This is a genomic window from Dyadobacter jiangsuensis (assembly GCF_003014695.1).
Taxonomy (GTDB): domain Bacteria; phylum Bacteroidota; class Bacteroidia; order Cytophagales; family Spirosomataceae; genus Dyadobacter; species Dyadobacter jiangsuensis.
In genome coordinates this window covers 34,960-49,899 of record NZ_PYAS01000012.1, presented here as the reverse complement: position 1 = coordinate 49,899, position 14,940 = coordinate 34,960, and the positions used below count along the sequence as shown (strand labels likewise).

The window sequence follows — 14,940 nt, the reverse complement described above, 5'->3', positions numbered from 1 at the left end:
AATTCTTAATAGTCCTGGAATGAGGAAATTCTTTTATGTGCTGCTGTTATCGGCAGCACTTTGCGCTGAAAGTTACTCACAGGATTCTACCTTTTTCTATGCCGCAGGAATCAATGCTGCGGGCTCAACTGCCGGTGTGCCGCTTTGGCTATATGCCAATCAGAATGCCTCTATACCCGAAAAAGGCTCATTTGCGCAAGGAGCTGCCAGCTTTCACCGGGTATACAACCGGAATAACCCCCGCTTCTTCCAATGGTCGGGAGGAGCTGAACTGGTAGGTTTCGCCGGCAGGAAGTCCGACGCATTCTTCACGGATTTGTTCATAGCCGGTAAGGCCGGGCCCGTGGAATTGAGCATTGGCCAAAGAAAGGAATTTATGGGCCTGGGCGATAGCCTGCTTACCATGGGGCCTATTGCAATGTCGCCCAACTACCGCCCCTATCCCAAAATCCAGCTTTCAACGCCCAACTTCGTAAGCCTGATTCCAGGTAACGACATTTTCTCTTTCAAATTCTCTTATGGTGACGGGCTTCTCGGGTCTGCCGGGGTGCATTATGGCAACGTCACCAGCGTCCCTGACGTTTATCTTCACCAAAAATCGCTTTACCTTAAACTCGGTAAGCGCACGCATCGGCTCAATCTGTTTGGAGGCTTCAATCACCAGGCGATGTGGGGAGGTGAAGACAAGATTTTTACCGGTGGCCTCAAAAAGGCCGAAGCCTACGAATATGTCATATTCGGCAAGCCGTGGGCTCATAGCCGCGTAGGAAACCACTTCGGAACGATCGACGTCGCGGCGGAATGGAAGGGAAAGCAATGGAATATTTTTCTGTATCGCCAAACGATCTACGAGGACGGCTCACTCAGCAACCTGTCCACTGTTTCCGACGGTTTGAGTGGGTTACGGTTCAAAAGAAGGCAAAAAAGTGAAAATGCACCCACATTCCGGTTCAACACCTTGTTATTTGAATTTCTTTATACCAAAAACCAAGGAGGTGCGATATTCGATTACCTCAATGGCGTTTTCGGAAAAGACAATTATTTCAATCATTACGTTTATAACCAGGGATGGTCATACCGCGGAAAAAGTCTTGGTACGCCGATGATCGCTCCGCAGACCACCACGCGGGATAATCTGTTTACAAACGACAACCTTTTCACCGCGAACAACCTGATCGTTGCCTATCATTTAGGTGCAGAGGCTTCGTGGAAGAAGTTTAATTTTTTGCTGAAAGGCAGTTTTTCTCAAAATTCGGGCACTTACGATGATCCAATCAGACCGGTTGCGAATCAGACTTCGTTGCTATTAAGAGTTGAAGCGCCGCTTTTGAGCTCCAAAAGAGATATTTTCGGGTTAAGTTTAGCCTCTGATTTTGGCCAGTTGTACACACAAAACATGGCAATAATGATCAGTTGGCGGAAATCCGGCTTTATCTGGTAACTTTAAGATTTTACATACACGGCTGAACTATTTCCCTGTTTTACTAAATGTCGTCCCTATTTTCCCTGATACGAGTTTACTTACCCCTTTATCTGTTACTCATCGTTTTCAAATTACAAGCCCAGGACTCGACAGTATACTATAAGGCGTCGGTAATGGCGGCCGGGGCAACGGCCCAAACTCCTTTTTGGCAACATGCTAACCGATATGGCAGTATTCCGCTAGACGGTAACTTCGGCATTGTCGATGCGGGCATATATAAGGTTTATAACCCGCATAACCCGCGGCTGATTCAATGGAGTGCAGGCGTTCAGGGGATTGCGAGTTACGGCAAATCGGCCAATGGTTTTCTGTCCGACCTGTATGCAGCGGTAAAGATCGGCAAGGTTGAAATTCTCGCCGGGCAAAAAAGAATGACCGCCGGGCTCGTCGACACCACCCTTTCATCCGGCTCACTCGCCATGGCCGGCAATGCCAGGCCTTATCCCCGGGTGCAGGTTGCCATTCAGGACTACCTGCCGCTCTACTTCACCAACGACTTCGTCGCGCTTAAATTCAGCTATTCGGATGGATATCTTGGTGCAAGCAGCATTAATTACGGAAGCGTTCCCCGCATTTCAGAAACCTACCTGCACCAAAAACAGCTTTACTTCCGGCTCGGCAAAAGATCCCAGCGCTACCGAATCTACCTCGGCGCCAATCATCAGGCCATTTGGGGCGGCGAAAAAGACATCATGCCGCTGTACCAGCTCGATATGCTGAAAGCTTACTGGTATACGATTTCGGGGAAAACCCTGGATTATAAAAAAGTCGGCAACCATTTCGGGACGTTCGACATCGGGGGCGAATGGCATGGAAAGGATTGGAATTTCTTCCTGTACCGCCAGAATATCTATGAGACCGGCTCTCTTTTCAAGGTTACCAATTTTGAGGATGGGCTGAACGGGCTGAGTGTTAAACGCACCAAACCGCTTCCGAAAGGCTCTTCTTACTTTGCATTTCACTCTTTTCTGCTCGAAGTGATCGGAACGCGCAACCAGATCAACCGTTATCCGATATCTGAACTTACGTTGTTCGAAAGAGCAAACTATTTCAATAGCTACGTATATCAGCGCGGCTGGTCGTATTATGGCTCGGGAATCGGCTCACCGTTAGCCCCGGCATCCGCTACAACCGACGGTAGTTTACCCCGGAATAATTCGGAATTCACGAATAATAATCGTTTCTGGGCGTTTCATACAGGAGTAACCGCCACCTGGCTGCATTTGAAACTGTCGTTCCGGGGTACCTACTCACGCAATTCGGGCTCATTTCTCACTCCGTTTGATGGGGTAAAACAGCAGGTATCATTGTGGTTCGGTGCTGAAAAAAACTTAAATATCTTCAAAGGATGCAGTGTTTATTCGGCATTATCATCGGATATTGGCAAACTGTATCCTAACTCCTACGGATTAGCCATAGGCCTGCGGAAAAGCGGTTTTCTGGATTAATCCGTTTTGCAATCAAGCGACGTATATGTTCAATATGATAATAGAAAAGTTATACTTATTTTTGTTGGCTATTATACACATTATGGACAATGCGTGAGGGCACACCTATGAGATTTCTTTTATTCATATTACTACTAGTGCCCATCCTTGGCTTTTCCCAATCTGAGATCAAGGAACCTGTTATCTACACCGACTCCACCACGAATTACGCGGAATTAGTGGGTATGGGAAGTACCAACGGCTATACGCCGTTCTGGATCCAGTCCAACCAATACGGAATCGTCCCGAAAACAGGACCCAACGGTAGCGTGCGTGCCGGACTGGAACATTACTGGACTATATCCGAAAATAAAACCCGCAACGAATGGCGCGTTGGTGCGGGCGTAGAAGCAGTTGGCAATTTTGTACAAACCAACAAGTTCATACTTCCCCAGGCGCATGTGACATTGCGATACAAAAACTGGGAGCTTTATGTGGGACGTAAGAAGCAGGCGCTGGGCCTGGCAGACTCCACGATAGGTTCCGGCTCCTACGCATGGTCGGGTAATGCATTACCGATTCCTAAAATCTACCTCGGAACCACCCGCTTTGTGCCGGTACCATTTACAAAGGGCTGGCTTTCGTTCCAGGCATTTTACTCCGACGGCTTATTTGAAAACAGCAGGCCGATTACCGAGAATTTGAAATTCCATCAGAAAGCATTCTACATGCGAATCGGGAAGGCTAATTCAATGCTGAAACTTTACGGGGGCTTCAACCATCAGGTTCAATGGGGTGGAAGACTTAAGAAAAACCTTGGCCTAACGGGTGATAGGCTGCAAATGCCCACCGGATTTAAAAATTATGTCAATGCAGTAATAGGATCAATCGGCGGCACTGGCGACGACATTACCTATTTCGATAGCACAAGCCGGATCGGAAACCACTTGGGCTCCATCGATCTCGCAATGGAGGTCGAAACCTATGAAACGAGTATTTTCCTGTACAGGCAGTTCATCTATGAGGATGGCTCATTGTTTTACCTGACTGGACTTAAAGACGGCCTGTACGGTGCCCGTATTAAACGCAAAAACTCCTATGGGGCCAATTTTGAGATCAATGCCGCCGTCCTGGAATTTCTCTACACCAAAGACCAGGGAGGGGCCGACTTCGTATTGACAGACGGCAAGAAACGAGGACACGACAACTATTTCAATAATCAGCAGGTTCGTGACGGCTGGGGATATTACGACAGGACCATTGGAACGCCGTTCATTCCGCCGACCTCTCAGACCAAGTGGAAATGGCCCAATTATGCCGATAATTTCACGAGCAACAACCGCGTCATGATGCTCCACCTCGGTTTAGAGGGTACATTATTCCGGAAAGTCCAGTGGATGGGCAAATTCTCCTTCTCCGAGAATAGCGGCGCCTACCTGGAACCATTCCTCGGTTCACCCAGGCAATTCTCCGGAATGCTCATGATGCAATCCAAGCTCGACGTCCTCGGCGGTTTAACCGTCAAAGGCGCCTACGCGGCGGATATCGGCGATTTGTACCGCAAAACCTACGGGTTTATGCTGGGTGTGCGAAAAGACTTCTCGTTTTATTGAGTCTTATAAATTATTTCTGATTTTTTCAGCCAGCGTCGCGAGTTCTTCTTGCGACGTTTTTATTTTCTTACTGAAATCGGCGTCGGCCATGCTGTTGAGCGGAAGCAGGTGCACGTGTGCGTGAGGAACTTCCAGGCCTATGACGCTCACGCCGATGCGCAGACAGGGAACCGTCTTTTCCAATGCGGGAACAATGCTTTTGGCAAATTGAAACAACCCTGTATACAATTCGTCGTCCAGGTCGAAAAGGTAGTCGACCTCTTTCTTCGGAATGACGAGCGTATGGCCTTTTGCAATGGGAAATGCATCGAGAAACGCGAGAAAATCCTCTGTTTCGGCGATTTTATGGCAAGGGATCTCCCCTGCTACGATTCTTGAAAATATAGAAGCCATGTAGATAGTTGTCGGATTATTTTGAGCAACTCCCAAAAATAGGAGCCGCCAACTTTCGATCCAAATATGCCTTTGAAAACTCAAAAAGTACTTAATATTGTGGACTAAAACTTTAACAAGCGAAACATGAATTGTACAAAATGGAAGGCTTTCGGAAAAGCATCCGTTCTCGCCCTGGCGGCGTTGGCGTTTTCAAATGATGCAGAAGCCCAAAAAGGAAAATGGGTAACCCTTTTCGACGGCAAGAGCCTGAAAGGCTGGCATAGCTGGCAACAGGACAAAGTTCTGCCACAATGGAAAATAGAAGACGGAGCAGTGGTTTTGGCCGAAAAAGGTGGAAAAGACCTCGTTACCGATAAAGAATATGGTGATTTTGAGCTCGAACTGGAATGGAAAATCGCCGAAGGCGGTAACAGCGGGATTATCTATCATGTGGTAGAAGACAAAAAATACTGCTGTCCTTACTCTACCGGCCCGGAAATCCAGGTGCTCGACGACGTGAAGCACCCCGATGCCAAAGCTGGTAAAGACGGGAACCACAAGGCCGGCTCATTGTATGATATGCTTCCTCCTTCCGATTTCTCAGCCGTTAAACCTGCCGGAGAATGGAACAAAGCCAAAGTAATCATCAAAAACGGCAAAGGTGAAAGCTGGCTGAATGGCAAAAAAGTAGTGGAATTCCCGACTCAGGGCGCTGAATGGGACAAGCTCGTTGCCAACAGCAAGTTCAAAACCTGGCAGGGATTTGGTGCTTTCTCCAAAGGTAAGATTGCATTGCAAGACCACGGCGACAAAGTTTCTTACCGCAATATCCGCATCAAGGAACTATAATACGCCGTTGTTAAGGTTTCCCGACCAATATTCGCGGCTGTAAACACGCCTGAACGGCCAGTTTTTCAACCGCAACAGAAGGGGCAAATAAGCGTGAGGCTCTTTGGATGATTTACTATAATGGTAAAGATCGTCGTCCGTAAGAACCAAGCCCTTGTAGGCTCCTTCTTCTTTTACGGTAATGTCGCCAAATGGAAGTTCTTTCTCAAATGCCGGGTTTTGTCGCACCAGCCGTTCTTTCAGCAGCCAGTCGGAGCGGAACTGCCCGGTGGCAAGCGGCGCTGGCTCAAACCTGCCTTCCGACACTTGCAATGCATAATCCATGTACGCCCTGAGCAACTTCGGGCCCTCGTTGGCAGTTTGCTCCGTTTGCAGCTGCGAAGGCCAAAGACTTGTGACAAAGTAAATCTTCTCCCGCGCACGCGTCACGGCCACATTCAATCGGTTCTCCCCTCCCTGCATATTCAATGTCCCGAATTGCATGGAAACACGCCCTTTCTCGTCCGGCGCATAACCCATCGAGAAGATGATAATATCGCGCTCGTCGCCCTGCACGTTCTCTATATTCTTCACAAAAAGACCTTCCGGTAATGCGGTTTCCTTTTCCAATGCGTCCTGAATAGCCGCTTGCTGGTAAAAATTAAAGGTCACCACGCCAATGCTCCTCCCACTTCCCGCCAACTCACGGATTAACCGCAATACTTCCTCTATCTCAACCACATTGGTATTATTCTTCCAGACGCCTTCCGTTTTGATGTACTGAATACCCGGCTCACGGTCGTTGATCTTATGGAAATCAGGAAGCAGTTTAAGGCTCTTTTTATAAAAATTCCGGTTTGAAAAATCAATGAGATCCACGGACAGACTACGGTAATGGCCTGTCAGTTGATAATGATCCAGCGACTGCCCCGCAAGATCGAGCAAAGATTCGATCTCAATAGCGGCTGAATATTCCTCATCCTCCGACCGGTCTTCGAAACGCACCCGGTAAAGATCGCTCGGCGAAAGCTGCTTGCTGTCGCCGGTAACTACCCACTGTTTTCCTCTGAAAGCCGCGGGTAAGCTATACTCCGCATAGCATTGCGACGCCTCATCGAAAATAACGAGGTCGAATAAACCGCTTTCCATCGGAAAAATAGCGGAAACCGCCTCAGGTGAAGCCATCCAGCAAGGGATGAGGGCAAATACCTCGTCGGCATAGTTTTCGAGCAATTTACGGATCGGCCAGATCTTGCGTTTTTTGGTAACCTGGTGCCCAAGTTCGCGGTACGTCACACGGTTACCCAAGCGATTCTTTTCCACATCCTCATAGGTGGCCTCGCGCAGTTTAATATTCGTGATATCCGAGCTCAGCTTTTGCTTCAAGGTGATACTGCCCTGCACCTGATCTTCCCACTGCTTCATTTTAAGCGACGTCACCGATCGCAACGCGGGGTATTTGCTCTCGACATGCTCGATCCAGGCCAGTTTAATGCTATTCTCAAAGAGATTCAGCACCTCATTCGAGTTCGTAACGCCAAGCTCCGTACCCTTCGCTAAAATCACTTGTGTAGCGCCCCGCTGCAACTCGGTCATTTCCTCCCACAGGCGGTCCATATCAGCCAGCGAATCAAAGTCGTTGCGAAGGGTTTCCAGCAAAAGGCCGCTATAACCGGTAGGATCGTCGATTAGCGTGGCTGTTTGTTCCGGCAACAGGTACGGCAGCATTGCCTTTTCCATCCGGTCCCATATTTCCAGCCAGTGTCTAAGGCTTTGAATGGTTTCCAAAAAACGGTCGAGCTGGCTATTCGCGCCGGCTATTTCATGAAAAACCTTCTTCCACGCACCCGCATCCATACGCGCAACGGCGTCGGCGGCGCGCTCGGCAGATTTAAAGAATGCCAGGTACTCTCCGGCGCGATCTGCCGAAAAATCATCAATAAATGCCGATTCAAAACCCAGACTTGCATATTGGAGCCAAGATTCCAGCTGCCTGCGGTTCCTGAGCCGCTCTTCCAACCGCACCAGATGTTCGAGCGAAACCGTGAGGCCGTTGGCCGTCGCTACCCGCTCTATTTCTTTCTTTTCCTTGCTGAAAACATCCCAGAAAAAGCCCGAAACTGCTGACTGTTTCGTTTCGAGTGATTTTTTTAGCATTACCTCAAAGGCATTCAGCTGGGCCGCGGGCAAGGACATTTCGATACCTCCCTCTGCGATGAAACCCTCCATCACATCCACCGCCTGACGCACCAATGCGAGCCGCTCGTGCGGGTTTACGGGCGTACCGACGTACTTTCCTACCAATTTCCACGACGCAGAATCCGTAACCAACCCGGCGATATCGGTCAGCCGCTCTGCGATCTCCTTCCGGTTGCGGATAAATACTTTTTCAAATGCAACGCTAGCTATTTGCTCAAATGCGCGGGTTTGCTTTTCAAAAACGCCCGGCCATTCCGACAGCATATTTTCCATTGTCCTTAATTCCGCCATTCCAAATGCGGCAAAGCTTCGCCGGTTTCGCCACGGATGTGCGGGATGAATGAGCAATGCATAGTCAGAGTAGGTTTTCAAATACCGCTTGAAGCCGTCCCAGGTATCGATTCTGAACTGCCGGTAATAGGGCCTCATATCGGCATGCGGCGCATTGGGGTCACTCGTGAGGTACAGTTCTTTGATACTCACACCGCATTCTTTTTCATCGAACAATGCGGATCGAAAACCGTTCAGCTCATCTACCGTCTTATCGATTGCGCGGCTTTCCTGGGTAAATTGCCTTTCCAGAAATACGGAATCGAGACTGTAATTCTGCTGACGATAGCCCTCTACTTTCTCTATTTGAGAAGCAATCTGGCTATATAATGCCGAACGGTCATTCTTAAAATCATGGATAAGGCCGGTAAAATCCTTCATACCGGTGGTGGCCAGACGTTGGTAGACCACATCCAGCGCCGCCCGCTTTTGGCATACCAATAAAACGCGCTTGCCTTTTGACGTAAAGTCGGCGATCAGGTTACAGATCAGCTGCGATTTACCGCTCCCCGGCGGGCCCTGTACCACTACCGAACGACCGGATTTGACGGCCAGTATAATTTCTTCCTGCGATTCATCGACCGGAAAAGGGGTCAGCACATCCTCTTCCCGGGCCTGCCGGCCGTCCCGCGCTGGAAGTTCCGGCTCGAAGTCACCCTCTTCTCCGGTTTCCTCAGCCAAACCAATCAGCGGAAGCTTGAAACCTTCCGTTTCTTCAAGATCCAGGAGCCTGTTATAATCCGGAACCAGGTAAGAGCTTGCCTGCGGAAAAATACCCAGTACAGCCTCAGGATAAAGTTTCAGCTCTCCGTTGCGTTCATTGGCAACAAGGTCCGAGCTCTTTTCGCCGCTGAACGCGACAAGTTTATCCTCAAAAAGTTGTTGATTAAAATTGATTTTAAATGGCGTTGATTTCAGCCATTCATAGAGCTGCGTCCTGAATTCGAGAAAATCTTTGGGGAAATCCTCAAACGATTTTTCGAGCACCTCGTCCGGAATTTTCGCCTCATTGAAATGCCCGTAGGCCAAAGCGAAACTCTGATTGAGAGCCACAGCGCTATCGTCGCGCTCGAAGAGGCACCATTGCTCACGGTCCATCCGCAACGTCACCGGAAAAAACAGCAATGGGGCGTGAATAGGCGTTCCGTCGGAAAGCTTTCCTTTCACAAACGGATAGCCCACGTATAAGTCACGGGAGCCTCTTTCTTCCTCGATAAAGCGCTCGGTACGGGCTATTTTGCGCAACCGTTTACTGGCTTCATTTACCTTTTCGAAACGCGGATCCGCTACATCGCACAACGCGACCCGGTTGTTCCCCTGTATCACCTGTTTGAGCACATCGATAGACGGCTTCGACAGCAGGAAATCCGTATCGTGGAAATCCAGGAACTGTTCGGCAGACAAGCTTGTGAGTAACAGCGACTTGTTGCGGGTACTAAGGTTGGTAAGTCGTTTTAGATAGGCTTTAAGAATCCGGCTCATAGTTACTCAAAACGCTGCCCGATGCCTAACTATTGGATAGTACCTCGTCCTCGACCTCCTTTTTTTCAGGAACGATCACCGATGCCAGAATGCTCACAGCCAGAATACCGATGATCACATACAGCGAATACACTGTTTTGAAACCGATCGATTCGAGGTAATGGTGCGCGAGCATCTTGCTGCCGATAAAGACCAGCAATACGCCCAAGCCATATTTAAGGAAGCGGAAAAGCCCCATAATATTGCTCAGGAAGAAGAACATCGATCGCAACCCCATGATCGCGAAGATGTTCGAGAAAAATACTACATAAGGGTCTTTGGTAACCGAAAATACCGCCGGCACCGAATCCACGGCGAAAATCAGGTCGGTAAATTCGACGATCAGCACTACCACAAAGAGCGGCGTAACGAGCCATTTGCCCTTTTTCAATACAAAGAAATGTTCGTGCACGTAACGCGGGAACACGGGCAGGTATTTGGAAGCAAATTTCACGACGGGGTGTTTCGCAGGATCGATCTTCTCCTCTTCTCCCCCTTCGAAAAATATCTTACCGCCCTGGTAAACCAGCAGCAGACCGAAAATGTAGATAATCCATTCGAAACGCTGCATCAGCGCCGACCCTACGAAAATGAATACAAAACGCATGATAATCGCACCCAAAACGCCCCAGAAAAGCACTTTCTTGAAGTATTTGGGCCGTACGCCAAACGAAGAGAAGATCAGGATAATCACAAAGATATTGTCGACCGAAAGCGCATATTCCAGCAAATAGCCGGTGATGAATTCCAGCGACATGTTTTTCCGGTAGAGTTCGAGGCTTTCCTCAAAATCGCCCGGTATGAGTTTCAGGTGGGGCGCATATTTATTTTTAATTGCTTCGAGCTCCCCGTAATTGTCCATGCCGTGCACGAGGTCGCCATGTGTATTAATCACGAGGTAAAAAGCCAACGCGAGCGCTATCCAGGCGACAGTCCAGGCGGCAGCTTCACCAAACTTGACCACATGGTCTTTTTTGTTGAAAACCCCCAGGTCCAGAAGCAGCATAACGCTGATCACCAGAATAAAACCTCCAAAAAACAACACTTCGTTGGAAAACATGAACAAGCAAATTTAGTTTTGAATGAGCAGGAGCGATCGCTAACAAAACCGGGCCAATCCGGCGGGGCTACCCGACAATCCACATCCTATATGGGTTAAAGGAGGCAAAGGTAAGCAAAATATGAAGTGGATAGGTGAAAACTGACGGGCGGTAAATGAAGCATGCATTACGTCTGTTTCGGAAGGATGAACACTTTTAAGAGTGAAACCGCCTCCATTCACCCGCTGCGCTGTTTTTGGGTCAAAAAAATTTTCGACACTGATCAATTGATTTACAATTTGTTAATGTTTTTTCGCAATTTTTTTACGAAATATTTTCACCAAAAACTTGCGTCAAATACCTAACGTCCCTACATTTGCACCACAATAATCGGAAACGGTTATGAAAAATACGCGAAAGTAGCTCAGCTGGTAGAGCGCGACCTTGCCAAGGTCGAGGTCGCGGGTTCGAACCCCGTCTTTCGCTCAGAGAGAGCAAAGCACCGGAGACGGTGCTTTTTTTCTCTTCACTGGTACCGGTACCTGGCTTTGCCGGGGTGGTGGAACTGGTAGACACGCAGGACTTAAAATCCTGTGGGCCGAAACGCCCGTACGGGTTCGATTCCCGTCCCCGGTACCAAATTTCCCAAGGAGTTACGAGCAATCGCAGCTCCTTTTTTATTGCGCTCCCTCCCTGCATGCACTATCTTGCAGCATGCACCAGGAATTTGAACCGCCCGAGGTACTTCGGGATACCATCAAATGCTTTTGGTATGATGACCGCCACTTTGGAGATCAGGAATCCATTTTCCAGGTCGAGCCGGATGGTTATGCGGAAATCATTTTCTATTTCGGAAGTCTTTGTCATATTTCTCAAAATCGCGGATTACAGCCCCTACCTTCCCCTTTTTTGATGGGCTTGCTTAATCAGCCCGCTCTTTTTCAAACAAAAGGCCGGTTGGAGATCATCGGCGTAAGGTGCTTCCCCTGGACGGTATTCGATTTGCTTGAACTCCCGCCATCCGGAAAAAACGGCGTGCATGTCTTTGTGCATCCCATAGCACAGCTTCAAGCTACGCTCGATCCGCTGATGGCCGCGGGGCGAATCAATGAGGTAATGGCTGAATTGGAAAATTACTTTCTCAATACGCGATCGCAGGTTGCAGTAGATAGTATGCTGGCCAGGGCAGGTGCTGCGATGCGGGAGATGAATGGCACCATTCAGGTAAGCCAGGTGGCAATGGCCGCGCACGCGACGGTACGCACGCTGGAAAGGAAATTCAAACGTTCTTCCGGTTTTACGGTGAAAGACGTCTCCGGTCTGATACGATTCGAGCAGGTGCGGAACCAGCTTTGGCACCACCCGGAGTCCAATCTCGCCGGTTTGGCGCACGAGCTGGGGTACGCCGACCAGGCGCATTTGAGCAGGGAATTCAAACGTTACAGTGGTACTACCCCAGCCGCGTTCGCCCGCAATGCGAAAAAACGGAAACAGGCGGTAAGCAATGATTTTGTCGCGTTTGTACAAGCCTGAGGCGCCGGTATTACGGAATTTTGTAGCTCAATCATTCCAATATGAAAGCTACAACCAATCCATCCATACACGACGTAATTATTTCCGGCGCAGGGCCTGTCGGCCTGTTCCTCGCCTGTGAACTCGCTTTGGCCAAATGCTCGGTTCTGATCCTGGAAAAGACCGAAAGCCCGCATTCGCCGTTGAAGCACCTTCCGTTCGGGATACGCGGATTCTCCGCCCCCACCATCGAGGCGCTTTACCGCCGCGGACTGCTTGCAGAGCTGGAAATCCACAAACGGCTCAAAAATCCGCACACCGGCACCACCTCCGGACAAGGGCCGCAACGCCAGGCGGGGCATTTTGCAGGCATTCCGTTTCTCGAAGGGAACATCGACACCTCTCAATGGGAATACCGCCTTCCGGGTTCACCCGAAACCAGTTTGATATCCGAAATGGCAGAGCTTGAAGCGATCCTGACGCGACGCGCAGAGGCTCTGGGTGTCGAAATCAGGCGAGGCCTTTCCGTTACCGACGTTCTTCAAACGGATGAAAGTGTGACCGTCTGGTCGGAGAATCAATCTTTTCACGCCAAATGGCTGGTCGGCTGCGACGGAAGCCGCAGCATGGTCCGCAAAATGGGCGGCTTTGAGTTTGCCGGCACCGAACCGGAATTCACGGGCTACACCACGCTTGTTGACATTGCAGATCCGGAAAAGCTTCGCCCCGGGCGTAATGTGACCTCCGCAGGCATGTACATGCAATCACAACCGGGCTATGTGCTCATGCAGGACTTCGATGGAGGCGCATTTCACAGTTCCGAAACGCCGATCACCCGCGAACATATCCAGGATGTCTTACGCCGCATTTCGGGCACCGATGTTACGATTAATGCTTTGCACACGGCCACCACCTGGACGGACCGCGCCCGCCAGGCCACCCGGTACCGCAATGGCCGGATATTGCTGGCCGGCGATGCCGCACACATTCATTCTCCCCTGGGCGGTCAGGGACTCAACCTGGGCCTGGGCGATGCCATGAATCTCGGCTGGAAACTCGCAGCGGCTATCCAAAAACATACTTCCGATGACCTCCTGGACAGTTATCACTCCGAACGCCACCCGATCGGCGTACAGGTTCTGGACTGGTCGCGCGCGCAGGTAGCCATTATGCAGCCCGCCCCGCATGCGCGCGCATTACACGCGATTTTCCGCGACCTGATCAGCACCCGTGACGGTGCTACCTACATGGCAGGTAAGGTTTGGGGCATTCATATGCATTACGACCTCGGCGGAAACCACCCGCTCATCGGCCGGAGCGTGCCCAATTTCGAATTTGAAGATGGTACCAAAATCGGTGAACTGATGCACGACGGCCGTATGATATTGCTGGATTTTCATGCCAGTGCATCACTTCAAAGGCTGCCGAATGAATATGGCGAACGAGTCCGATACATTTCCGGTCAAGTTAAAGACCAGCTTGGTTTAAGCGCCGTGCTGATACGCCCGGACGGGATCATTGCGTGGGTTTCAGAAAGTACGGGGAATAATGGCAAGCATTTGGATCAAATACTGAGCAGATATTGGAATGTTGTGACGCATTGATTTGTTCCGTTTTATACAATGCCCGGTCCTTTGCCGAATTTACATTTGCTCAACCATTGATCCGCAAAAGCGGGCTTTGGGCCAAGCAATCTAAATGCTCAAAACATGGAATTTCAGCATTTCCAACCCGCCAAAATCCTGGCTCCGTACATCCGGCACTATTACATCTTCGAATCCGAAAGCCATGCAGCTTATGAAGATACGGTGTTTCCGAGTGGCGATATGGAGGTCATATTTAACCTGGGCAGCGGTATCTGGGAATCTTTTCATGAAAACAACTTCCATCAAAACCCCGCTATCGAGCTCTGGGGACAAATTACCCGACCACTGCCGATCCGGTCGTCGGGCGCGCACCTGATGCTCGGCGTCCGCTTCTTCACGCATGCGACCTCGTTTTTGCTGGACGATGAGATCGGAATTTTCAACGATCAGGTTTCTGACCTGACTGATGTGATGGGCAAGGATATCCGTGATTTGCACCAACGATTGCAAGAAGCGGATTCGGCCCGCACACGCATTGCCCTGCTCGACGACTTTTTTACCGGCAAGCTCATACGGGCATCACGCCGGCAGGACCGGCTGGATAAAGTAGCCCGCATTCTGACGAGCATTACCAAAGATTCCACCGAAAATAACATCGGCCGCATTGCCGGCACATTCGGAATCACGACCCGCTATTTGCACAAACTGGTTTACCAGCACACCGGCCTTTCGCCCAAGTCTTTCGACAAGATCCATCGTTTCAAAACCAGCCTCAAACTGATCGGAGAGAACAAACTGCCGCTCACATCCATCGCTTACGACGCGGGATATTTCGATCAATCGCATTTTATCAGGGATTTCAAGTCGTTTACCGGACTTACACCCTCCGCTTACCTGAGCAACCTTTCGGCCGTAAACCAAATGCTTATCAATTAAACCAGGTCGTTCCGGTTTGTACAATTTCCGGCCCGGCGGCTGAAATACCTTTGTGCTATCAATTCATTTTCAAACAAAGGCAAATTTCAG

Annotated in this window: 10 protein-coding genes and 2 tRNA genes; 9 read left to right on the top strand and 3 right to left on the bottom strand. The window is 49.7% G+C overall.

Annotated features, from left to right (window positions below; all coding sequences use genetic code 11):
• Window positions 1-19: 19 nt before the first annotated feature.
• The 3 genes from CLV60_RS23020 to CLV60_RS23010 all read left to right on the top strand — a co-directional run bounded on the left by CLV60_RS23020 (window position 20) and on the right by CLV60_RS23010 (window position 4,523).
• Entirely contained in the window at window positions 20-1,441 is a 1,422-nt protein-coding gene (locus tag CLV60_RS23020; RefSeq protein WP_106597741.1) for a capsule assembly Wzi family protein, read from the top strand.
• Between the two features lie 47 nt (window positions 1,442-1,488).
• A complete protein-coding gene (locus CLV60_RS23015) occupies window positions 1,489-2,931 on the top strand; it encodes a capsule assembly Wzi family protein (RefSeq protein WP_170118847.1) in 1,443 nt (480 codons plus the stop codon).
• A gap of 107 nt (window positions 2,932-3,038) precedes the next feature.
• Complete coding sequence (locus CLV60_RS23010; protein WP_229211097.1) at window positions 3,039-4,523, top strand: capsule assembly Wzi family protein; 1,485 nt, start codon at window positions 3,039-3,041, stop codon at window positions 4,521-4,523.
• A 3-nt stretch (window positions 4,524-4,526) separates the two neighbouring features.
• Here CLV60_RS23010 and CLV60_RS23005 read toward each other — a convergent pair whose 3' ends face one another.
• Complete coding sequence (locus CLV60_RS23005) at window positions 4,527-4,916, bottom strand: HIT family protein (protein WP_106597739.1); 390 nt, start codon at window positions 4,914-4,916, stop codon at window positions 4,527-4,529.
• Between the two features lie 126 nt (window positions 4,917-5,042).
• Here CLV60_RS23005 and CLV60_RS23000 point away from each other — a divergent pair, with 126 nt between their 5' ends.
• Window positions 5,043-5,747, top strand: a complete 705-nt coding sequence (locus CLV60_RS23000) for a 3-keto-disaccharide hydrolase (protein WP_106597738.1) — start codon at window positions 5,043-5,045, stop codon at window positions 5,745-5,747.
• On the opposite strand, the gene CLV60_RS22995 is transcribed toward CLV60_RS23000, so the two are convergent.
• Together CLV60_RS22995 and CLV60_RS22990 are read right to left on the bottom strand one after the other, a co-directional pair.
• Entirely contained in the window at window positions 5,742-9,737 is a 3,996-nt protein-coding gene (locus CLV60_RS22995) for an AAA domain-containing protein (RefSeq protein ID WP_106597737.1), read from the bottom strand. The two genes, CLV60_RS23000 and CLV60_RS22995, sit on opposite strands and share 6 nt — an antisense overlap.
• Window positions 9,738-9,762: 25 nt before the next feature.
• Window positions 9,763-10,836: a TerC/Alx family metal homeostasis membrane protein gene (locus CLV60_RS22990; protein ID WP_106597736.1), complete on the bottom strand. Its 1,074-nt coding sequence runs from the start codon at window positions 10,834-10,836 to the stop codon at window positions 9,763-9,765.
• Window positions 10,837-11,229: 393 nt separating this feature from the next.
• On the opposite strand from CLV60_RS22990, the gene CLV60_RS22980 reads away from it, so the two are divergent.
• The 5 genes from CLV60_RS22980 to CLV60_RS22960 all read left to right on the top strand — a co-directional run bounded on the left by CLV60_RS22980 (window position 11,230) and on the right by CLV60_RS22960 (window position 14,850).
• Window positions 11,230-11,302 (top strand) — tRNA-Gly (locus CLV60_RS22980).
• A gap of 64 nt (window positions 11,303-11,366) precedes the next feature.
• Window positions 11,367-11,455: transfer RNA gene (locus CLV60_RS22975), tRNA-Leu, on the top strand.
• Window positions 11,456-11,530: 75 nt separating this feature from the next.
• A complete protein-coding gene (locus CLV60_RS22970; protein ID WP_106597734.1) occupies window positions 11,531-12,349 on the top strand; it encodes a helix-turn-helix domain-containing protein in 819 nt (272 codons plus the stop codon).
• A gap of 41 nt (window positions 12,350-12,390) precedes the next feature.
• A complete protein-coding gene (locus tag CLV60_RS22965; protein WP_106597733.1) occupies window positions 12,391-13,932 on the top strand; it encodes an FAD-dependent monooxygenase in 1,542 nt (513 codons plus the stop codon).
• Between the two features lie 105 nt (window positions 13,933-14,037).
• Window positions 14,038-14,850: a helix-turn-helix domain-containing protein gene (locus CLV60_RS22960; RefSeq protein WP_106597732.1), complete on the top strand. Its 813-nt coding sequence runs from the start codon at window positions 14,038-14,040 to the stop codon at window positions 14,848-14,850.
• Window positions 14,851-14,940: the final 90 nt, after the last annotated feature.